Raw genomic sequence first — 23060 nt, 5'->3', positions numbered from 1 at the left:
GTTAGGTTAATGATGATACACAGTTGATTTTAGAGTAGTATGTGAAATCTATATTTTACACGTTTTTCTAACTGAATGGTTGTGCCTAAAAACAAAAGCATTTCTAAACAGCTCAATATTTAATAAAGCTTGCTTTCGGCGTTTACCGAGCGAGCTTTTTATTTTTTTATAATTTTCTATCAATTTGAACTAATCATTTCCGTTATGAAGCGGAAAAAGGTTATGTGTAAATGAAAGCGCTTTAATTATAGAATGAAGTCAATAGGAAATACAATCTACAACAAAGGAAGGAAGTTAAATCGAAATCCTGACTAAATTGTAGAGTCAAATTAATAGAAATTATACTTATTTTTAGGGGGAATTTTGGATGAATATTTTATTATGTTGTGCAGCGGGAATGTCTACTAGTTTATTAGTTACAAAAATGGAAAAAGCAGCAGCTGATCAAGGAATTAAAGCAAAGATCTGGGCAGTTCCAGGTGATGCTGTTAAAAATCATATTGATCAAGCAGATGTTTTATTATTAGGTCCTCAAGTTCGTTATATGTTGGCGCAATTAAAGAAGCTAGGTGAAGAAAATGGAATTCCAGTAGACGTTATCAATACAGTTCATTACGGAACGTGCAATGGTGCAGAAGTAGTCAAGCATTCAATCAACTTAATTAACGGATAAGGGGATGATTAAAAATGGAAAAGTTCAGTGCTTTCTTAGATAAATACTTCTTACCTTTCGCCGGTAAGATTGCGGCTCAGAGACATTTACAGGCATTACGTGACGGTATCATTCTAACAATGCCACTTATTATCATTGGATCGATATTTTTAATCCTTGGCTTTATCCCAATTCCAGGGTATGGGGAGTTTATGGCAAGTGTGTTTGGAGATCAATGGTTAACGAAGCTTCTGTATCCAGTTGATGCGACATTTGGAATTATGGCCTTAATAGCAGGGTTTGGTATTGCTTATCGGTTAGCTGAAAAGTATGGAATTGATCCGTTAACTGCTGGAGCAATTTCAGTATCTGGGTTCTTATTAGCTACTCCATTCCATGTCGTACGAACTTTTGATGGATTTGAAGAAGCCGTTACGATAGGTGGAGTCATTCCAACTGCGCTAATGGGTAGTGGTGGATTGTTTGTAGCAATGTTGATTGCCATTTTATCAACAGAGATATATCGTTTTGTTTCTTCAAAGAATATTGTTATTAAAATGCCTGACGGTGTTCCACCAGCAGTTAGTAAATCGTTTATCGCATTAATACCAGGTTTTGCAGTTATAACAATCGTATGGTTACTTCGTATTGTTATCGAAATGACAAGCTTTGAAAGCTTACACAATGTTGTTGGAGATATCTTATATACACCATTAAGTGCTTTAGGTGGTAGTTTAATTGGTTCGATGGTAGCTGTAATTCTTATTTCACTTCTTTGGTTTACAGGCTTACACGGTGCTTCAATTGTTGGTGGAGTCATGTCGCCAATTTGGTTATCAGCTACAGACCAAAACCGTATGGCCTTCCAAGCTGGAGAGGAAATACCGCATATTTTTACAGCGCAGTTCTTTGAGATTTTCATCAATATGGGTGGTTCAGGTGCAACATTTGCCCTTGTAATCATTATGCTTTTATGGTCAAGAAGTAAACAAATGAAACAGTTAGGGCGTTTATCAGCTGGACCAGGTGCTTTCAATATTAACGAGCCAGTCATCTTTGGTACACCGATCGTCATGAACCCGATTTTGATTGTTCCTTTCTTCTTAACACCGTTAGCTATGACAGTTTTAACCTATTTCGCTATGAGCACAGGCTTAGTAGCTAAACCAGTAGGGATTGCGATCCCGTGGACGACACCTCCTATCATCGGTGGATATTTAGCAACTCAAAGTATTTCAGGTGCTGTTATGCAAATAGTGAATATCGGAGTTGGTTTACTCATTTGGTTACCTTTCTTTAAAGTTTGGGATAAACAAAAGTTAGTTGAAGAAGGTGGCGATACAACATCTCCTGAAACGACTGGAGAAAAAAAAGTAGGCTAAGAAACTAATGTTATCAGTAGGCTAGAAGCAAGTTCACTAGCCTATTGGTAACAAATCAAATTAATTAATGTGATAGGAGAGAGAGAGATGACAACAAATGAGGAAGTAATTTTCCAACTTATTCTTCATGCTGGGAATGGGAAAAGTTCAGCAATGGAAGCATTAGCAGCAGCGAAGAATGGTAATTTTGTAGAAGCGCGAGAAAAGTTAAATCAAGCAGGGCAAGAGCTAAATGAGGCTCACCATATACAAACATCCCTTATTCAAGGTGAAGTTAGAGGAGAAAAAACAGAAATTTCATTGTTAATGATCCATGCCCAAGACCATCTAATGAATGCAATCACTGTAAAAGATTTAGCGGCTGAAATCATCGATTTAAATGAACTAATTAAATCAAATGGAGGAGTTAGATCATGAGTAAAAGAGGATTAAAAATTGCAACAATTGGTGGCGGTTCAAGTTATACACCGGAATTAGTAGAAGGGTTCATCAAACGTTATGATGAATTGCCAATCCGTGAACTTTGGCTAGTAGATATTGAAGCTGGTAAGGAGAAAATGGAGATCGTTGGGAATTTAGCGAAACGAATGATCGAGAAAGCTGGGTTACCAATTGAAGTTTATCTTACATTAGACCGCCGAGCTGCATTAAAGGATGCCGACTTTGTTACAACACAATTTCGGGTTGGGTTATTAGATGCTCGTGCTAAAGATGAAAGAATACCTTTAAAGTATGGTGTAATCGGTCAGGAAACAAACGGTCCAGGTGGATTATTTAAAGGTTTACGTACTATTCCTGTTATTTTGGATATTTGTAAAGACATGGAAGAGTTGTGCCCTGATGCATGGTTGATTAACTTTACAAATCCAGCTGGAATGGTGACAGAAGCCGTTTTACGCTACTCCAATATTAACAAAATCGTTGGTTTATGTAATGTTCCTATCGGAATTGAAATGGGAATTGCTAAATTACTAGATGTTGATCATTCACGTATTCGTATTGATTTTGCAGGATTAAATCATATGGTATATGGATTAGACGTTTATGTTGATGGTGTAAGTGTGAAAGACGAAGTTATTGAAAAATTAACTAATCCTGAAAACAGTAGCTTTGTTAAAAATATTGAGGGAATTGGCTGGGAGCCAGAATTTATTCAAGCTTTAGGTGTGCTTCTTTGTCCTTACCACATGTACTATTACAAAACTCGACAAATGTTTGAAAAAGACCTAAAAAATGCAGAAAAAGAGGGTACAAGAGCTGAAGTGGTACAAAAGCTGGAAGAGGAACTATTCGAGCTTTATAAAGATCCTAATTTAAACATTAAACCACCACAATTAGAAAAAAGAGGTGGAGCTTATTACTCAGATGCAGCCGTTCGCTTAATTTCATCGATTTACAATGATAAGGGAGATATTCAGCCTGTAAATACAATTAATAACGGAGCTATTGCTAGTATTCCACGAGACTCAGCTGTTGAAATAAGCTGTGTAATTACTAAAGATGGTCCAAAACCAATTGTCATGGGAGATCTTCCAGTGCCAGTTCGTGGACTTGTTCAACAAATTAAATCGTTTGAGCGGGTAGCTGCAGAAGCCGCAATTACAGGTGACTACAATACTGCTGTACTTGCCCTAACCATTAACCCATTAAGTCCTTCTGATACGATTGCAAAAGAAATTGTTGCAGAAATGATGGAAGCTCATAAAGAACATCTTCCTCAATTTTATAAAAAAGTAGAAGCTTAAGGGCGCTCAAAAAGTAGCGTCAGGCATCGGGACCACAAAATATAGTTGCTTTATAGCAACTATATTTTGTGTAAAGACGAATAAAGGAGGATATTTAAAATGTCGATCAACACATATACAATTACAGATGCAACTGGAATTCATGCGCGTCCAGCAACAATATTAGTAAATACAGCTAGTAAATTTAATTCAGAGATTTTTCTAGAATATAACGGGAAAAATGTAAACTTGAAATCGATTATGGGTGTGATGTCTTTAGGAGTAGGAAAAGGTGCTGCAGTTTCGATTTCAGCTAACGGTAACGATGCAATCGAAGCGCTAAATGCGATTGATGAAGTCATGAAAGCTGGTTTAGGAGAATGATTTCATCACCATAGTATAGTAGTTTCTAGAAAAATAGCTTTGCTAGGACAATTAATTTTAGAAAACTTTAATGATATCAAAACCCCTTACATAAAAAATACAAAAAGTGTGAGGGGTATTAAACTGCTTTTCAAAAAGAAGAAGGGTGGTAGTTTTCGTTGTATGTAATTTATATCATATTTGCACTACTCTCAGGACTGCTCATTAGTATTCATGGTGTTGTTAATAGTGTTGGAGCTAAAGCTATTGGATTACCAACAATGATCGCTTGGTTTTCTATCATCCAAGCGATACCAGCTATTATTTTTATTCTATTAAAAAGACCATCAATGGGAATAAGTGGATCCTTAGTTCAAGGCTTTAAATGGTATTTATTTTCCGGATTGATTGGAATTACCATTGTAACAATTATCACACTATCTATTTCACAAATTGGTGCATTAACAGCTTTTGTATTAGTCGTTTTAGGCCAAGTAATAGGAGCAGCTATTGCAGATCATTTTGGATTGTTTGGAGTAGAGGTGAAGCCAGTTAGTGTTATGCGGATTGTAAGTATTTTAATTATCCTTGCGGGAGTTGGCTTACTGATCAAATCAGAGTCAACAAATCAGGTAAGTATACCAAAAGAGAATCCACAAATAGTCTCGGAAACAAATAAGATTTCTTAACCTAAACACTATTAGGGAGAGTGATAACGTGAGTCAACAGATGAGCTTTCATATAAGAATGAGTTTGGTGATGGCTTAAATGATATTGAAATGCTTACGTTCGTAAAAAAAGTGTTGCAATAGGGAATGCCACGGATATCGTTAAATCTGCTGCAAAATATGTAACAAAAAATGTTGAAGAAGATGGGGTTATTCATGGTTTGCAGTTAGTTGGATTATTAAAATAGCAGTCGAATCAATAATCTCTTGCACGATATTTTAAAATGAATGGTAACGGAGAAAACGATTTTTAGATAAAATCAAATGAGGTGTTGAAATGAGTAAACTAGCAAAATTTCCAGACGGATTTTTATGGGGTGGCGCAGTTGCTGCCAATCAGTTAGAAGGGGCGTTTCAAGAGGATGGTAAAGGATTATCAACCGCTGATGTGTCACCAAATGGAATTATGAGTCCCCCGGATTTTTCTTTGGAAAAGTTTAATTTATATCATAAAGGAATTGATTTTTATTATACGTATAAAGAGGATATAGCGTTATTTGCAGAGATGGGGTTTAAGGCTTTTCGCTTTTCAATTGCTTGGACACGTATTTTCCCAAACGGAGACGAACAAACTCCCAATGAAAAAGGCTTGGAATTTTACGATAAGGTTATCGATGAATTATTAAAATATAACATTGAACCAGTTGTAACGCTTTCTCATTATGAAATGCCTCTTGGGCTTGTAAAAAATTACGGTGGCTGGAAAAATCGTAAAGTAGTTGAATTTTATGAGCGTTTTGCTACTACATTATTCGAGCGTTATCATAAGAAAGTAAAATACTGGATGACTTTTAATGAAATCAATGTTAACCTTCATGCTCCATTTACTGGTGGTGGTTTATTATTTGAAGATGGTAAAAAGAATGAACAAGATATTTATCAAGCGGTCCATCATCAGTTTGTCGCAAGTGCACTTGCTGTAAAAGCTGGACATGAAATAAATTCGAATTTACAAATAGGTTGTATGATCGCTTCGATGTTGACGTACCCTTACACATCCAAGCCAGAGGATATGTTTGCGGCTCTTACTCAAGATCGAAAAACATTATTCTTCTCAGATGTTCAATCCAGAGGTTATTACCCAGCTTATATGAAAAATTATTTCATTGAGAACGATATCACTATTGTGATGGAAGAAGGAGATGAAAATATTCTTCGAGAACATACAGTTGATTATATCGGATTCAGCTACTATATGTCGTTTGTTGCAAGCACAGATCCAGATCATGTCAAGTTACAAACGTCTGGAAACCTTTTAGCTGGTTTGAAAAATCCATATTTAAAAGCGTCGGAGTGGGGTTGGCAAATTGATCCAGTTGGACTAAGAACTGTCTGTAATCAGTTATACGACCGCTATGAAAAGCCGTTATTTATTGTTGAAAATGGTCTAGGAGCTATTGATAAATTAGAGGAAGACGGTACGATAAATGATGATTACCGTATTGACTACTTACGAGCACATATTGAAGAAATGAAAAAAGCAATCGGAGACGGTTGCAATATCATTGGCTACACTTCTTGGGGACCAATTGACTTAGTCAGTGCTTCTACTGCCGAGTTGAAAAAGCGTTACGGCTACATTTATGTCGACCGTGATAGTGAAGGAGAAGGCTCAAATAAACGCTATAAGAAGAAAAGCTTCCATTGGTATAAAAACGTCATAGCTACAAATGGAGAAAATTTAGCTTAAACACTTTATAATATTTATTAATAGGAGATTAACCATTTCTATAATTTTCACTTTTGTCACCAAACGGGTTAAATGAGTAAAAGAGCCTTTTCTTTATTGGAAAGGCTCTTTTTGGTTTCTAGAAATTAGGTGATAGGAGGAATTGGTAATCTTTGGTTTCGTTTTGTGTAATGACTGTAGCAAACTGCAACAGAGGAGTTAATAAGGTGTGATTAAAAGCTTAATAGAAAACTCTAGTATTTAAAGTGTAAGTTCTCGTACACAATTGTGTTGTGTGGGGAACTTATTTTAGTGTATGGCGTATTATAAAAGCTCATAATCTGTGGGATAGATTTTTGCATCTATACATGAATAAAGCTGAAATGAAAAAGTATTGGTAGAGACGAAATAAATCATGGATGTCTATAAGGTGATCGCGCATGACAAGGCTGAGCATGTAAGTGAAGAATGTTGAATTTTGTCAAGTTTTGTCGAGAAATCGATAAATGCCCTAAAGTTGAAAAAAATGGCCAGAACTTGAAAATAAAGCACCCAAACTTGAAAATAAATGGGCGGAACTCGAAAAAAATTTTTTCCAAAGATAAAATTTTCCTCTTTCATTGTCACTAAATCAAGGGAAAAGAGCTTAAAATAGCAAATGTAGACAGTAAAGATAGTTGTTACTCAGAAAATTTACCAAATATAGCTTTATAGTGGCTAATCTTATTCAAATACATTCAAATTATAAAGTATACCCTCTCTTATTTTTAATCGGATGCCGTTGTTGCTACAATGTATAGAATAGAATCCATGTTAGAATGACGTAGACTACATAAGAATAGTTAGACTTAATCGAAAGATGAGGAATTAGAATGAATACTGAAAAAAAGTTAATGAGTTTAATTAATTCAGTGAGAGTATTAAACTCAACACGTGATCTTGATAAAGTATTAAATCAATTAATAAAAGAAGTATTAAATGTCATAGATGGATCCAACGCCAGTGTTTTGTTTTTGTATGATAAAAAGATAAATAAGTTATATGCGAAAACAGCTGCTGGTTTTGATATGAAATATTTAAAAAAGATTTTACTTGAGCCAGGAGAAGGAATGAGTGGAAAAACCTTTATTTCTCAAAGCGGGAGGATATTTCACTCTAAAAAAGATACGACCAAAGGGATGGGAAATGTTAGTGAAAGAGTATTAGAGCTATACGGTAAGTCGCGTTCTGGCCTGCAATATCCAACGAGTGCATTGTGTGTACCGCTTATTTCAAATGGAGAGTGTATAGGGGTATTAACCGTTGATATTTATGATAAGGAAATTGAATTTAATGAGGATGACTTAAAGTTACTCGAGACTTTTGCTGTCCAAGCAACCGTAGCGATTGAAAATGCCACGCTGTTTTCAGGGAATGAACGGACGAAGAGGATTCATGAGGAGCTGTCAAAAGCTTCCTTATCACAAGGAGGATTAGCTGAAATTACAAAAGCATTAGCTGAACTCATCCAATGTAAAGTGGCTGTATATAATGAATTCGGTGATATCCTCGAATGTTCTTCAAATGATGCCGCTAAAATTGCTTTAGAATTGGTTCAAAGCTTTCCTGAACTTATGCAACGTGTCATAGATGATGAAAAAAAAGTATTTTATGAAAACGTCTCTTTTTTAAATGTAAATACGGGTGTTTACTTTTTCCCTATATATGCAGATAAATATATCATCGGTTTGTTAACAATTTTCCTAGATGGTGACGCTATATTAGATCCACTTGACAGGTTTGCAGTTGAACAAGCATCTGTAATTTTTGCGCTTGAAATGAATCGTAGGGAAAGTACAGCTATAGAAGACTTAAAATATTCAGGTTTTATTTTAGATCAAATCCTTCATCAGCAATTTAATGCATTATCTTTAAACCAATTATCCAAACTAAATATATATGAAAATAAAAATCATAAGTACAATGCAATAAAAATGTACATAAATGATCCATTGTTATCCTTCAAAGAAATTTCGATAAAAAAACATCAGCTTTTGAGGTTGATTTATAGAGAAATTTCAAAGGTGCCTTTTAAGACGTTTGTGCTTGATAAGAACATGGAAATTGCATTTATGTTTGTCTTTCCAACCCACTATTCAGAGGAGAGTATTGATAACGAAATTAGGAGGCTCTTTATCCTGATTTTGAATCGTGCTAGTGAAAAGTTTCAGCTATCGATATTAATAGGTATAGGGCGAGTTGTGAATAGCCTTGAAAAAGTGAAAGTATCGTACCGTGATGCAGAAAAATGTATTGATTATTTACAATCTCCTAATGAAGGTAGGACCATTCTGGCTTATAACCAATTAGGGATTCAGCGGTTATTCTTAAAGACAGAGAGGGATGAACTAAGTGAATACGTTAATGATACATTAGGGCCCATTCTTACTTATGATGAAAAAAACGAAACAGACCTCCTGCTTACTTTAAAAGTATATTTAGAATTAAACCAAAATATGGCGCAAACGGCTAAAAAAATGTATGTGCATACGAACACAATAAAATATCGTTTAAAAACGATTAACCAAATATTGAATTTAGAATCCCTAGATGGACGGGTTGCATTTGATTTACAATTAGCCCTTTATATTCACGAATATTTACATTTTTAACATGCGGTTGTTGTAAAAGGACAAGGAATGATAATGAATCTTGTTAGTTTCCGACATTAATTAGGATCTGATATTGTCGTATAATGTCAATAGATTAAAGAGAGGAAATATTATAAAAATTTCTAAAAGAAAAGAGGTATACGATGCCAACACCTGTTTTAAGTGCAGAGACGTTTCATAAAAAGCTGGTTTCAGATTATGACCAGTCACTTAATCATTCTGGTATTAATGGTGAAAGAGTAGCTGAAAGACTAGCGAAGCTTTCGCAAATTGGACTAACAGAACAAGGCGGCTCAATGAGAATCTCTTTTTCTCCTGAAGAAAGGCAAGCAAAGGAATTAGTAAAGGGATGGATGAAAGAAGCTGGCTTAAATATTAGAGAAGATGGCGCGGGTAATGTATTTGGAGTGTTTAAAGGAAAAAAACAAACACCTGTTGTGTTATCTGGTTCTCATGTGGATAGTGTCCCAAATGGAGGTCACTTTGATGGTCCACTTGGGGTTCTAGCAGCACTTGAAGTTGCCCAAGCATGGAGAGATACTAATTATCAACCTGACTATCCCTTTGAAGTCGTCATTTTTACAGATGAAGAGGGTGCAAGATTCAATGGTGGGTTGACCGGCAGTCGTGCAATGGCAGGAGAGATTGATTTATCTAAGCAAAAACAGTTAAAAGATTATAATGGTAGGACTTTTGAAGAAGTAGTAGCTGAAGATGGATTAAAATTAGAAGGTTTTACAAATGCTAAAAGAGATTTATCTGAAATTGCTGCTTTTGTTGAAGTACACATTGAACAAGGAAAACGATTGGAAAAAGAAAATCTACCCGTCGGTATAGTCACAGGCATTGCGGGCCCATCATGGCTAAATGTTACCTTTCAAGGAGAAGCTGGACATGCCGGTAACACACCGATGAATGATCGAAAAGATGCATTAGTTGCTGCAAGTGAATTTATTGGTAAGGTCAAACAGTTTCCATCACAAGTTAGTTCTTCAGCTGTGGCGACGATTGGGAAGTTGGAAGTACATCCAAATGGGGTAAATGTTATCCCTGGTGAAGTTAGATTAACCGTCGATATACGAGATATACACGAACATACTAAAGACGAACTCGTTCATCTAATTGTAAACGCAGCTCAAGAAATTGCATCGGCACATCAAATTGAAGTAAATATTAAGGAAACCTTAAACGTAAAACCTGTTGAAGTGAGTAAAGACATGCAGGAAAAAGCGGCAAATTCGCTTGCACAAACATTAGGTATTCGTCCATATTATTTACCAAGTGGTGCAGGACACGATGCAATGGTGGTTGGACGTCATGTTCCAATGGCGATGTTATTTACGAAAAGCAAAGATGGGATTAGTCATAATCCAAAGGAATGGTCTTCACTCAATGATTGTGTAAAAACAATACATGTATTAAAAAATTATATAGAACAATTATGTGATGAAACTAAAGGAGGAAATGAATAATGAAATCAAGTAAATGGTTGTTGTTCGCTAGCCTATTAGCAGTAATCGTGCTTTTTGCTGCATGTGGCCAAAGTGAAACAGAAGAGAACGCTGGAGCAGGTACTGATACAGATACAGCAGGTGCTGAGGAAACTTATGAGTGGAAGCTAGGGTGGAACTCTGGGTTAGAAGGTGATACCAAAGGAGAAGCAGCGATTGCTTTTAAAGAATACGTAGAAGCTGAATCAAACGGACGTATTAGTATTGAATTTTTCCCAAATGAAACATATGCATCTTCACCAGAAATGATCGATGCTGTTCAACTAGGTGCACTTGAAATGGCAATTCCAGGAGCTAATGAGCTAGCAAATGTTATTCCACAATATGCAGCTTTATCTTTACCGTTTTTAGTAGAAAATCCAGAAGAAGCTTATGCGGTATTAGATGGTCCTGTTGGCGAACATTTAAAAGACCTTAGTCAAGAAACAAATTTCGTTTCACTTACGGACGTAGATCTAGGATTTGCACAAATCACTAACAATAAACGACCAATCAATACACCTGAAGATTTAAAAGGCATGAGTATTCGTTCACCTGGAGATGTAAGTTTAATTAAAACGTTCGAAGCGTTCGGTTCTTCTGTGTCAACTATGCCTTATACTGAAATTTACAGTGGATTAGCTCAAGGGGTTATTGATGGTCAATTTAACCCATTACTAAACATTTATGATCAAAATATGCACGAAGTTCAAGATTATTTAGCAATGACTAACCATACGTACTACTATTGCTACATGATTATTAATAAGGATGTCTTTAATAGTTTAGATGAAGAATTACAGCAAGTCGTTCTTAAAGGATCAGAATTAGCACGTGATGCTTCCAGGGCAGTTGTTAAAGAAAGTGATGAATTTTACCTAGAAAAAGCGAAGGAAGATTTCAAAGAAATCACATATCCTGATTTACCATTATTCCAAGAGGCGGTTCAAACTGTATATCAAGATGTTGAAGAGGTAATGGGTGCAGAGATTATCGCTGATATACAAGAATTTTTAGAAGACTATCGTAATCAATAAATAGTTGTTTTTGATGAGGCCTCCTCAAAGGCCTCATCTTTCATAAGGAGTGTTTAATATGGAACATGAAAACAGAAAAGGTTCACTTTCCTTCATAGATAAGACGATCAATTTTCTTGATTTATTAGCAAGTGTTTTAATGGTGCTCCTAACACTCGTTGTCTTCAGTGAAGTTTTAAGCAGATATGTTTTTAATTTCCCTCTTGTGTTTTCAAATGAATTGACACAAATATTATTTCCATGGGTTATATTCATTGCAATTATTTCTGTAACAAAAAATGAGGGGCATCTTTCGATTAACTTTTTTCGTGAATTACTGCCAAGAGCAGCGCAAAAATGGGCCTTTATTTTTTCGAAGCTAGTGATGCTGTTTTTTTCCGTTTACATGATGTTCTCTAGTTATCAATTAGCACAATCTGTAGCGAGTCAGGTTTTGCCATTGCTGCGAATTTCAAGAGCTTGGTTGTTTTATTCAGTGGTCGTATCTTTTGCTGCGATTACCATTATTCTACTCTACCAACTCGCCCTAATTTTCATAAATAAGTTAGAGCCACCTAGAGAGGAGGATAATTTGCTATGATTTGGGTTATGCTCGCTAGTTTTTTTCTGCTAATTGTATTTGGAGTTCCGATCGCTTTTGCTATGGGTGCATCGGCGTTAATGTACATTTTGGTTGCTGGCATCCCGCTTGAGATGGTAGCCCAACGATTTTTCTCAAATACTCAATCGTTTGCCTTTTTAGCGATTCCGTTTTTTATTCTAGCTGGTAATTTAATGATCCACGGCAATATTGCCAAAAGAATTATCGATGTTGCCGATTCAATGGTCAGGCAATTGCCTGGCGGCTTAGGTTGTGTATCTGTTGTAACAAGTATGGGAATGGCTGGGGTATCAGGCTCTTCAGTAGCTGATGCCGCTTCAACAGGAAGTGTTTTGATTCCTGAAATGAAAAGAAAGGGCTACACCTCTTCTTTTGCAGCAGCGATTAACGCTTCAAGTTCTGTTGTTGGGATTATCATTCCTCCAAGTAGTACGATGATCATCATTGCTTGGTTGGCCAATTTATCCGTTGCCAAAATGTTTATAGCTGGGGTTATCCCTGGACTTTTAGTAGGTCTTATTTATTTAATTACAACGGTTATTATTTCAGTAAAAAGAGGTTACCCGAGAGAAAGCAAGCCGACTTTTATGGAATTTTTAAATAGTATTCGAAAAGCATTCTGGGCATTACTTTTGCCGATCCTTTTAATCGGCGCTATTGTCCTCGGGATTGCAACGGCAACTGAGGCTGCAGCCTTAGCGGTTATTTATGCTTTATTAGTTGGGTTATTTGTATATCGAAGTTTGAACTTGAAAAATATTTACCAGTCGATTCGTGAAACCATCCATGGAACTGGGGTTGTCATGATCACCGTTTGTACATCGATGATTTTTACGTGGGTGTTAATAACTGAAGGCATTCCGAAAATGATTGCTGAAATATTGGGATCTCTTGGGCTGCCAACTTGGGGTTTATTATTAGTCATCGTGGCCATTATGCTTGTGGCAGGTATGATTATGGAATTGGTTCCGAACTTGTTCTTATTTATCCCGATCTTTTTCCCGATTGCAACAGAGCTAGGCATGGACCCTATTCAATTTTCAATCGTCATGCTTGTAACTTTAGCTTTAGGAATGTTTACTCCACCTGTTGGAGCTACATTATTTATATCATGTTATATTGCAAAAGTAGGAATCGAAAAAACCATCAAAGATATCTTACCATTCTTTGTTGCAGGAATTATCGTTGTCCTTCTTGTTACATTCATGCCATCCTTAACCTTATGGCTTCCAGGAATTTTTGAGTAGCTGTAACAAAGAACTGATATTTTATCAGATGCATAAGGAATAACGTATCAATGAGAAGCCCAAATCGAATATGGATTTGGGTTTTTTTAAATGATTCGATTAAATAAATAGAAGAGGTTAGTACCTGACCTTTTATGAATAACGAGTTTATTTTAAATTATTTACATTAATTGATAGTGAAGGACAGATTGTCGATTTCTATGTAATGTAGTCACGAAATGCTCAATCTTTTGTAACAGAATTGTTTATTTTGTGATACGTTTCACAAACGATATAGGTATACACTATATCTATAGTTTTATATTGATAAAGTAATGGAGTTAAAGGAGGAGGGGAAGATGGAATCAGTTGATTTTAGTCGCTATTTAACGATGTTAACACTTTCCGTACATGTGGTTTTTGCAACAGTCGGTGTTGGTGTGCCGATCATGATTATGCTTGCTCATTGGATCGGTTTAAGAAGGCAAGATGAACATTATCTGCTGCTTGCGAAGCGTTGGGCACGTGGCTATGTAATCAGTGTAGCTGTAGGCGTTGTAACTGGAACGGCTATTGCGTTGCAGCTCGCTTTATTATGGCCTCGTTTTATGGAATTTGCTGGACAGCTTGTTGCACTACCTTTATTTATGGAGACCTTCGCCTTTTTCTTTGAGGCCATTTTTCTCGGCATTTATTTATATACATGGGATCGTTTTAAAAACCCGAAGCTTCACTTTTATTTGCTTGCTCCAGTCGTTTTAGGAGCGGCTATGTCAGCTCTATTTATTACATCTGTGAATGGATTTATGAATACACCACAAGGGTTTTCACTAGTGAATGGTGAGTTAACAAATATTCAACCACTTCAAGCGATGTTCAACCCTGCTATGCCTACAAAAGTAGCGCATGTTTTAACGTCTGCTTATATGACATCAGCTTTTGTGCTGGCATCTATTGCAGCTTTCCATTTGATGAGAGGTAACCGCCATGAATACCATCGTAAAGCACTCGCTTTAACGATGAAAGTTGGCTTTATTTTTTGTGTCGCAACAGCACTTGTAGGTGATTTATCTGGGAAGCTTCTAGCAGATTATCAACCTGAAAAACTAGCAGCAGCCGAATGGCATTTTGAAACAGAAGGGGAAGCACCACTCGTTCTTTTCGGTGTATTAACTGAAGAGAATGAAGTGAAATATGGCATCGAAATACCTTATGCTCTTAGTATTCTCGTCCATAGTGACCCAAGTGGGGTTGTTACTGGATTGAATGATATCCCTAAAAAATTTCATCCACCTTATGTGGTTCATTATATGTTCGACATTATGGTGATGATTGGTATTTGGTTAACTGTTCTATCGATGGTGTACTGGCTATCCATGTCACGAAATTGGTCTTTCATTCAAACACGTGCGTTTCGTTTTCTACTCGTTACTTCTGGGCCGCTCTCGATGCTCGCGATTCAGGCTGGTTGGTGGTTTACTGAGGTAGGGCGACAACCGTGGATCATGAGAGGGTTTATGACGACTGCAGAAGGAGCAACAGATTCACCGCATGTCTGGATGATGTTTATTGCATTTGCAGTCCTTTATTTCATTTTAATGTTTGGAACAGCTGTCGTATTAATTCGTATGTTTAAAAAGAATCCGGTTGAGCGTGAATTAGAAAAAAGCTCTAACGTACAAAGGAGTGTTGCGAGATGACGATTGAGATTTTAGGAATATCAGTACTGTGGTTGTTCCTATTTGGGTATGTCATTGTGGCCTCCATTGATTTTGGAGCAGGATTTTTTAATGCTTCTACAATTGTTACAGGGAAGCATCATATTGTAAACAGTGTCATACAGAGATATTTGTCTCCAGTATGGGAGATTACGAACGTGTTTCTTGTATTCTTTTTCGTTGGAATGATTGGCTTTTTCCCAAAAACGGCTTACTATTTCGGAACGGTGTTATTAATTCCAATTAGCATTTCGATTATATTGTTAGCTTTGCGTGGAAGCTATTATGCTTTCGGGACATATGGTTCAAAAGGGCACAAGGGGTATACATTAATGTATGGAGTAACAGGCGTGCTCATTCCTGCCTCATTGACGACAGCTTTAATTGTGTCACAAGGAGGGTTTATTCGAGAAACTTCTTGGGGAGGAATAGAATTAGATTATATCGCTTTATTTACAAGTCCATTTGCCTGGTCCATTGTTTTGCTGAGTCTTGTGAGTGTATTATTTATTTCAGCGAGTTTTTTAGCTTATTACTCTTCTGTTGCTGAGGATCGGCAGGCACTTCGCTTGTTCCGGAAATATACGTGGATTTGGAGCTTCCCGACCATTGTAACAGCACTAGGGATAATTATTGAAATGAGATGGCATAACCCTGCTCATTTTGCAGGATTACTTTCACTTTGGTGGGTCTTTGCGATATCCTTTATTTGTTTTCTCGTTAGCTTATGGTTTTTAAAAACAAAGCAATACGGTTGGTCGTTTATTTTTGTTGTCTTACAGTTTGCTTGTGCTTTTTACGGTTATGGAGTGTCGCGATATCCTTATTTATTGTATCCACATTTAACGATCTATGATAGTTTTACGAATGAAACGATGGCCTATGCATTAGTGACTGTATTTATTTTAGGACTATTGCTACTCATTCCGTCTCTTTATTTAGTGTTTAAGCTGTTTATAATGAATAAGCCCTACATTCAAAAAGGTAAAGTCTAAGGAGGAATATTGATGCACAGCTTCTTATTGTTTTATGCACCGTTCCTTGTTGTCGTACTAGCGATGATACTTTCCATATTCGTAGCTACTAAAAGTACAAAGTACGAGGATTAATTGATGAAGACACTTCAAAAGCTTGCTAAGGCTCAGAAGGGGCGGTATTATTCACTTTTTGTACTAGCGATAATGTTCGGTGCTGCAGTCATTATGCAAGCTTATTTGATCGTTTCGATTGTCGATGGTCTTTTCCTCAATCAACGTACGTTTGAAGAAGTGATTTTATTTTTATTGCTCTTATTAGGCGTCTTTATGGTTAGGGCGGTATTATCGTATTGGAGTGGAAAGATTGGTCTTAACATGGCAGCAGAGGTGAAAGCTGACTTTCGTAAAAGGCTTTTACAAGCTTATTCAGGTCAGTCATTAATAGAATCCTACACAGGACAATCAGGCGAAAAAGTAAGTGTAATGATGGATGCAGTGGATGAGCTGGATAGTTTTTATAGTAAATATGTTCCGCAACGAATATTAACAACAGTTGCTCCGATTATGCTCTTAGTTGTCGTGTTTACACAACATGTCTACTCTGGGCTTATTATTTTATTAACGGCACCATTTATTCCGCTATTTATGATTATCATTGGTAAGATCACGCAACAAAAATCAGAGGAAAAGCTCGATAGTTTGACTGCCTTTTCTGGACGGTTTCTTGATACATTACAAGGGCTTGTAAGCTTAAAATTGTATGGTCGTTCCAAGCATTACAAAGAGATGATTCGTCATAGTAGCCTAGATTTTCGCGATGCAACGATGAAAATTTTAAAAGTAGCGTTTACTTCGTCATTGATGTTAGAGTTTATCTCGATGCTCAGTATTGGACTTGTTGCCTTAGAGCTAGGCTTGCGTCTCGTTGTATTTAATGAAATTAGTTTTTTTGCAGCATTTTTTATCCTTTTATTAGTCCCGGAATTTTTCAATATGCTGAAGGAACTCGGTAGTGCTTTCCATGCAGGCCGAAGCAGTACAGGTGCAGCTTCCAAAATTGAGCAAGAGCTTTCCAAAGAAGATTGCATAACCAAGTGGGGCAACGGTTCGATGCTGAAGCAACCTGTTTCAATAGAACTTAAGAACATTGGCTTTGAATACGATTCAAAAGGTTTTGCCTTAAAGAATATACAGGCGAATATTCCACCTAAGAGTCAAGTTGCTATTGTTGGTAAAAGTGGCTCTGGAAAGACGACGCTGCTTCATGTGATTGCAGGGCTATTAGAGCCTTCTGCAGGTGATGTGATTGTCAATGGCCGATTACGTTCAGAATATAGAGAGCAGGACTGGTTTCGTCACATTAGCTATATTACACAGCATCCATACTTATTTGCAGGATCGATTGCAGAGAACATTGCGCTAGGGATTGATGCAACTAGAGAAGAAATTAAGGTTGCAGCTAAAAAAGCGGGGATTTCTGAGTTAGTTGAATCATTGTCTTTAAGTTATGATACGCCGATTGGTGAAGGTGGAAGAGGTCTTTCTGGTGGGGAAAAACAGCGGATTGCTTTAGCGCGTGCCTTTTTAAAGAAGCCATTGGTCGTACTGTTTGATGAGCCAACAACTGGGCTTGATTTATTTACTGAGCAATTGCTTCATCAATCAATCCGAGAATTAGCTGAAACCTCGACAATCATTACGGTTGCGCATCGGATACAGACAATAAAAGAAGCGGGACATATTCTGTTTCTGAAACATGGGGCATTAGTTGCACAAGGAACACACGATCAGTTGAAAGCTTCCGTTTCAGCCTATCAAGAACTGTTCTCTAAACAGGGAAGGGAGGAGCAGAAATGAATGAGCTGATAAATATGATCCGCGTCATTATGGTGAACAAAAGAGATATTATCTTGTCAATCGTATTTGCATATATTGCAGGAATAACGGCAGTCATCTTATTTGGAGCCAATGGTTACTTAATCTCTCGAGCAGCTCTTGAACCGCCGTTATATGTATTACTTGTTATGGTCGCTGTTGTTAAAATAGGTAGTATTATGCGTGCTTTGAGCCGTTACGGGGAACGTTATTATTCTCATCAGGCAACCTTCACGATGCTCAGTGATTTACGAGTTTATTTCTATGAAAAATTGGAACGGCTTCGACCTAGTTTACTACAAAAGCATCGGAGCGGGGATCTGCTCGCACGTATAGTTGGCGATGTTGAAAGCCTGCAAAACTTGTTTCTTCGCGTCATGTATCCACCGATCATTATGGTGCTGGTTTTCTTAAGTACAATTCTTTTTGTATCGTTTTATTCGATTTCGATCGTTGTTTTACTTACAATCGGTCTGCTTTTGACTGGTTTGGTTATTCCAGCATGGTTTGCGCAAAAACAGAAAAAAATTAGCCGAAGAGTTCGTGAAAAGCGAGCTCATTTATCTACGGAAGTGACCGAGTGGTTTCAAGGCTTTCGTGAGCTGAAAATTCACCAAAAGCTAGAAGAAAAAGAACAACAGCTCGTTATGGCTTCGAATGCGTACATTCACGAAGAACAACAAGCTATTAAACAATCGATCTACAATCAATCATTTAACACGGGTGCTTCACTTTTAGTCGTTTGGTCTGTGTTAGCTATCGGGGCATTTTTGGTTGCCGGTGGAAGCTTAGAGGGGGTATTCTTAGCGATGCTTGTCATGGTAAGTCTGACGGTGTTTGAACACTCGACGCCGATGGCTGCTTTTCCAATATATTATGAAGAAAGTGAAAGAGCGGCAAAAAGACTCGATTCGGTTATAAAAAATGAAGAAACAGCAGCACCGCCTGCAAAAGGGAACTCATTTCCTAGTGATGCCCCATCGATTGAATTAAAAGGGGTTAGCTTTATCTTTCCTGATGAACAGCGTAAAGCATTAGATCAAATTGATCTGGTGTTGCCTGCTGGTTCGAAAACTGCGATAGTCGGGCCGAGCGGGTCAGGTAAATCAATGTTGTTGAAGCTCCTATTAAAATTATATTCTCCATCTGAGGGGGAGCTTTTTTTTAGTGGAGTACCAGTCAGTCAGCATGACGAAGAAAGCGTATGGGAAGGGACCAATGTAGTTCTTCAAGAAAACCACTTTTTCAGTGGGACGGTTAAAGATAACCTCTTATTATCGTCCGAATTATGGTCAGAAGAACAATTACAACAGCTATTAGCCGATGTCCAATTGCCAGACTTCTTATTAGAGGATGAGGTTATGGAAAAAGGGCAGAACTTGTCAGGTGGTGAAAAGCAGCGGTTAGCAATGGCTCGGGCGGTTGCTAAAGGTAGAAACTTTTGGCTTCTTGATGAGCCAACTTCCTCTCTTGATTCATGGACAGAACGCCGACTCTATGAACTATTGTTCCGTAAAGCTAAAGACGATACAGTAGTGATTATTAGCCACCGACTTGAGGGATTAGAGCAAATGGATCAAATTATTGTGATGGATCAAGGGAAGATTGTTGAGTATGGTACATTCATTGAACTTATGGATGCAAAAGGCTACTTTTATCAATTGAAACAAATCGAGAAAAGTGTTATTCAATGAATGTAAGTAGATAATAATAAGGTTTATTACCATTCGTTCCCCAAAAAGAAAAGAAATACTGAATTACAGTATAAAAGGATTCCGAGTAACCATTATTTAGTTACATGGAATCCTTCTTTTATTATGGCTGTTTTCGTAAACTTTGTTGCTTTTGGACCGTTTTTTGAAACTCTTCACACTATGTGTGAAGAGCCAAGCATCCGCTTGGCTTACGGTCCAAAAGCTAAAAACAACAATCTTTGAGAAAAGAGCCTTTATTATTAAAAAAGTTTAATTTATAGCGACAGATTATTGTGTTACTAGTGCATTCATGAACATCTTGATATCATCTGTTGTGTTAGTGATGCCACCAATATTGAATTTCTCGATTAGCATCTTTTTCACATTGTCTGAAAAAAATGCTGGTAAAGTTGGACCTACATGGATGTTTTTTACATCAAGGTATAGTAAGGATAAGAAAACAATAACCGCTTTTTGCTCATACCATGCAATATTATATGATAATGGTAGGTCATTGACACTTTCTAAACCAAATGCTTCTTTTAATTTTAATGCAATCATAATGAGTGAATATGAGTCGTTACATTGTCCGGCATCTAATACTCTTGGAATACCATTAATATCTCCTAAATCAAGCTTGTTGTAACGATATTTCGCACAGCCAGCTGTCAAAATAACGGTATCTTTTGGTAATTCTTCGGCAAAGTCTGTATAATAGCCTCTCGTTTTATGTCTACCATCACAACCAGCCATCACAAAGAAACGTTTAATATCCCCATTTATTACTGCCTCTACAACATTGTCAGCCAATTGGAGGACTTGGTCATGTGCAAATCCACCAATGATTTCTCCATTTTCAATTTCTACTGGAGGCTCACAGGTTTTCGCATGCTCGATGATCGCTGAAAAATCCTTTGTTCCGTCCTCATTCTTTTCTATATGCATGACACCTTCAACACCCGTTGCACCTGTTGTGTACATACGATCTTTATATGAAGCTTTTGGTGGTACAATACAGTTTGTCGTCATGAGGATCGGACCGTTAAAGCTCTCAAACTCACGTGTTTGCTCCCACCACGCATTACCGTAATTTCCAACAAAGTGGCTATATTTTTTAAATGCTGGGTAATAGTTAGCAGGAAGCATCTCACTATGCGTATAAACATCAACTCCAGTTCCTTCCGTTTGTGCAAGGAGTTGTTCCATATCCTTTAAGTCATGACCACTAATTAATATTCCAGGATTATTTCGAACACCAATATTTACTTTTGTAATTTCAGGATTACCATAAGTAGTTGTATTTGCTTTATCTAACAGCTCCATCGCATGCACACCATATTTACCGCATTCCATTGCTAACCCTACTAATTCATCAATGGAAAGATCATCATAGGTCACTTCAGCAAGTGCTTTTTGCATAAAGGCATAAAGACCGTCTTTTTGATACCCTAAATGATTCGCATGCTCCATATAAGCCGCTAAACCTTTTAAACCGTAAATAATGAACTCACGTAATGAACGAATATCTTCATCTCTTGTAGCTAGTATACTTACTTCTTGACTCGCCGATTTGATTTCAATCGCTTCATTCGTATCGGCAAACCAAGTGACAAAGTCGCTCGTATTTTGTACTGTTTCACCAGCATTAGCAATTGCCTTTTTCGTCTCTTCACGAAGTGCCAAGCCTTTTCTTATATGATTAAAGAAATCTTCTTTATCCCAGTTTGCATTTGTAATCGTCATAAAAAGAGAGGTAACGATATATTCATCTGTCTCTTTTTGATTGACACCGAGCTCCCGTGCGATATTATTTACAATCGCAACCCCTTTTATCGTATAGATCAGTAAATCCTGCATATTCGCAAGGTCATCTTTTTTACCACATACCCCTACAATTGTACAACCTGTTCCTTTTGCTGTTTCCTGACATTGATAGCAAAACATACTCATAAACCATATCCTCCAATAAACTTTTTGTTTTTTAGTAAGTCGTTACTTAAATGAAGTCATCATTGCCAATACTTCATTAGCAATTTTTTAACTACGGTAATAATAACAAGCCATTCAATTTGAGGTTGTGATATTAATCACTAGTAGAGCTTTATTTCAAAAAAACTTGAAATTTAAACTGTATATGTCCTATTGAGCTAAGAAAATGGGGAAGCTTATCAATTAAAAGAGCTTCTTCTTTCTGTTATAGTACATATTTTGATCTGTTATACAATTATTTTTGTAATCATTTGTTGAATAATGCTAGAGTTTAATCTTATTAAAAAAAGTGTTATATAATTTTTTTAAAATTGTATGATTTATGTCACAGTGAAAAAACTTCAAACCTTCTATAATGAAAATAGGGGAAGTTCATCAAATGATAAATTTTATTAAATGAAGTTTAGGGAGGGAGTAGAACCGCACGTCATTGGTGTATTTCATGAGGCATTATATAAAATGGTTAATGTTATTAGTGGAATGAGGTCCGATGGAATTATTCTTGTCAACTCAATAAGAGAATTTGATGAAATTAAAAGAGACTTACAAATCGAATATGGGACAGCGGTCGTGGATGCCTTAAACATTGCCGTTGAAGAGAAAACAAAGGTAAATACCGCAATGCTAGGTGCAATGTTTAAAATATGTGATTTTTTAGATCCGGAGATTATGAGGGCTGTTATTCGTAAAACGTTCGAAAAAAAATATCCTCATTTAGTAGAATCAAATATTCGTACCTTTGATCGTGGTTTTAATGAAGTAAAGTTTAAAACGTATGAAGTACCTGAAGATGCAGTTGGTCAAACATTTGAACGAGCTCAACCTCAGTTAGGCTACTTAACGCAAGAAATTGGTGGAGTTATTACTGCGCAAGGTAACAGTGTGGTAAAGGATTTAAGTGGATCACGTCAAGGGTTCTTACCGCAGTTAGAGCAAGAAAAATGTATTAACTGTGCAGCATGTGACACGGTTATCGGGTACAGTAGAAGTATTTTTAGAACTAAAACGTCGTGGAGAAATTGAAGTTGCCGAGGATGCTACATTTGTCATGGTTACAGGGGACGGTGGAATGGATATTGGAATGGGCTCTGCCATTGGTACAGCGCTTCGAAACCATAATCTCATCATGCTCGAGTATGATAATGAAGGTTATATGAATACGGGTGGCAACGTCTTAAAGCGAAGCATGAGAATCCGCTTTTATAGTCTTAGCATACTCACTATATTGCAATTAAAGTATAAAGAAGCAGGAATCCATTAGGTTGCCTGCTTCTTTAGGTATGC

The 23060-nt window shown here is 36.9% G+C and carries 18 protein-coding genes and 3 pseudogenes; 20 read left to right on the top strand and 1 reads right to left on the bottom strand.

Features of this window, described 5'->3' with window-relative positions:
• Window positions 1-367: 367 nt before the first annotated feature.
• From J0N78_RS16090 to cydC, 18 genes and pseudogenes are all read left to right on the top strand, one after another.
• Complete coding sequence (locus J0N78_RS16090; RefSeq protein WP_209124132.1) at window positions 368-673, top strand: PTS sugar transporter subunit IIB; 306 nt, start codon at window positions 368-370, stop codon at window positions 671-673.
• Window positions 674-687: 14 nt separating this feature from the next.
• Window positions 688-2034 (top strand): PTS cellobiose transporter subunit IIC, encoded by a 1347-nt coding sequence (celB, locus tag J0N78_RS16085; protein ID WP_209124131.1) that lies wholly within the window; start codon window positions 688-690, stop codon window positions 2032-2034.
• An 87-nt stretch (window positions 2035-2121) separates the two neighbouring features.
• Complete coding sequence (locus J0N78_RS16080; protein WP_209124130.1) at window positions 2122-2451, top strand: PTS sugar transporter subunit IIA; 330 nt, start codon at window positions 2122-2124, stop codon at window positions 2449-2451.
• On the top strand, window positions 2448-3779 hold the full coding sequence (locus tag J0N78_RS16075) for a 6-phospho-beta-glucosidase (protein ID WP_209124129.1): 1332 nt from the start codon (window positions 2448-2450) through the stop codon (window positions 3777-3779). Before J0N78_RS16080 ends, J0N78_RS16075 begins: the two co-directional genes overlap by 4 nt.
• A 99-nt stretch (window positions 3780-3878) precedes the next feature.
• A complete protein-coding gene (locus J0N78_RS16070; RefSeq protein WP_209124128.1) occupies window positions 3879-4142 on the top strand; it encodes a phosphocarrier protein HPr in 264 nt (87 codons plus the stop codon).
• A gap of 158 nt (window positions 4143-4300) precedes the next feature.
• A complete protein-coding gene (locus J0N78_RS16065; protein ID WP_209124127.1) occupies window positions 4301-4810 on the top strand; it encodes a DMT family transporter in 510 nt (169 codons plus the stop codon).
• Window positions 4811-4873: 63 nt separating this feature from the next.
• Window positions 4874-5037 (top strand): annotated as a pseudogene (locus J0N78_RS16060) (HAD family hydrolase); the annotation flags it as partial.
• Window positions 5038-5126: 89 nt separating this feature from the next.
• The gene (gene bglH / locus J0N78_RS16055) at window positions 5127-6539 is read left to right on the top strand and encodes an aryl-phospho-beta-d-glucosidase (RefSeq protein WP_209124126.1); all 1413 of its coding nucleotides are present in this window, start codon (window positions 5127-5129) and stop codon (window positions 6537-6539) included.
• A gap of 851 nt (window positions 6540-7390) precedes the next feature.
• Window positions 7391-9169, top strand: coding sequence for a helix-turn-helix domain-containing protein (locus J0N78_RS16050; RefSeq protein ID WP_209124125.1), 1779 nt, complete (start codon window positions 7391-7393; stop codon window positions 9167-9169).
• A 143-nt stretch (window positions 9170-9312) separates the two neighbouring features.
• Complete coding sequence (locus tag J0N78_RS16045; protein WP_209124124.1) at window positions 9313-10641, top strand: Zn-dependent hydrolase; 1329 nt, start codon at window positions 9313-9315, stop codon at window positions 10639-10641.
• Entirely contained in the window at window positions 10641-11696 is a 1056-nt protein-coding gene (locus J0N78_RS16040; protein WP_209124123.1) for a TRAP transporter substrate-binding protein, read from the top strand. Before J0N78_RS16045 ends, J0N78_RS16040 begins: the two co-directional genes overlap by 1 nt.
• 58 nt (window positions 11697-11754) lie before the next feature.
• On the top strand, window positions 11755-12276 hold the full coding sequence (locus tag J0N78_RS16035; protein WP_247747369.1) for a TRAP transporter small permease: 522 nt from the start codon (window positions 11755-11757) through the stop codon (window positions 12274-12276).
• A complete protein-coding gene (locus J0N78_RS16030; RefSeq protein ID WP_209124122.1) occupies window positions 12273-13544 on the top strand; it encodes a TRAP transporter large permease in 1272 nt (423 codons plus the stop codon). Before J0N78_RS16035 ends, J0N78_RS16030 begins: the two co-directional genes overlap by 4 nt.
• Window positions 13545-13882: 338 nt before the next feature.
• Window positions 13883-15223 (top strand): cytochrome ubiquinol oxidase subunit I, encoded by a 1341-nt coding sequence (locus tag J0N78_RS16025; protein ID WP_209124121.1) that lies wholly within the window; start codon window positions 13883-13885, stop codon window positions 15221-15223.
• Window positions 15220-16236 carry a cytochrome d ubiquinol oxidase subunit II gene (locus tag J0N78_RS16020; protein WP_209124120.1) on the top strand — a complete coding sequence of 339 codons (1017 nt, stop codon included), beginning with the start codon at window positions 15220-15222 and terminating at the stop codon, window positions 16234-16236. The genes J0N78_RS16025 and J0N78_RS16020 overlap by 4 nt, the downstream gene beginning before the upstream one ends.
• Before the next feature lie 12 nt (window positions 16237-16248).
• The gene (gene cydS, locus J0N78_RS26540; RefSeq protein WP_374193918.1) at window positions 16249-16350 is read left to right on the top strand and encodes a cytochrome bd oxidase small subunit CydS family protein; all 102 of its coding nucleotides are present in this window, start codon (window positions 16249-16251) and stop codon (window positions 16348-16350) included.
• Window positions 16351-16353: 3 nt separating this feature from the next.
• On the top strand, window positions 16354-18075 hold the full coding sequence (gene cydD / locus J0N78_RS16015) for a thiol reductant ABC exporter subunit CydD (protein WP_209124119.1): 1722 nt from the start codon (window positions 16354-16356) through the stop codon (window positions 18073-18075).
• Entirely contained in the window at window positions 18072-19787 is a 1716-nt protein-coding gene (gene cydC / locus J0N78_RS16010) for a thiol reductant ABC exporter subunit CydC (RefSeq protein WP_209124118.1), read from the top strand. Before cydD ends, cydC begins: the two co-directional genes overlap by 4 nt.
• A 288-nt stretch (window positions 19788-20075) precedes the next feature.
• Here cydC and hcp read toward each other — a convergent pair whose 3' ends face one another.
• Window positions 20076-21731, bottom strand: coding sequence for a hydroxylamine reductase (gene hcp / locus J0N78_RS16005; protein WP_209124201.1), 1656 nt, complete (start codon window positions 21729-21731; stop codon window positions 20076-20078).
• A gap of 462 nt (window positions 21732-22193) precedes the next feature.
• On the opposite strand from hcp, the pseudogene J0N78_RS16000 reads away from it, so the two are divergent.
• Both J0N78_RS16000 and J0N78_RS15995 read left to right on the top strand, forming a co-directional pair.
• A pseudogene (locus tag J0N78_RS16000) lies at window positions 22194-22748 on the top strand (2-oxoacid:acceptor oxidoreductase family protein); the annotation flags it as partial.
• Window positions 22747-22950, top strand: a pseudogene (locus tag J0N78_RS15995) (thiamine pyrophosphate-dependent enzyme); the annotation flags it as partial. The pseudogenes J0N78_RS16000 and J0N78_RS15995, both read left to right, overlap by 2 nt.
• Window positions 22951-23060: the final 110 nt, after the last annotated feature.

Origin of the sequence: Alkalihalobacillus sp. BA299 (assembly GCF_017745675.1) — a bacterium.
GTDB lineage: Bacteria > Bacillota > Bacilli > Bacillales > Bacillaceae_F > Alkalihalobacterium.
The sequence above is the reverse complement of the archived record's forward strand: the minus strand, read 5'-3'. Positions and strand labels throughout refer to the sequence as shown.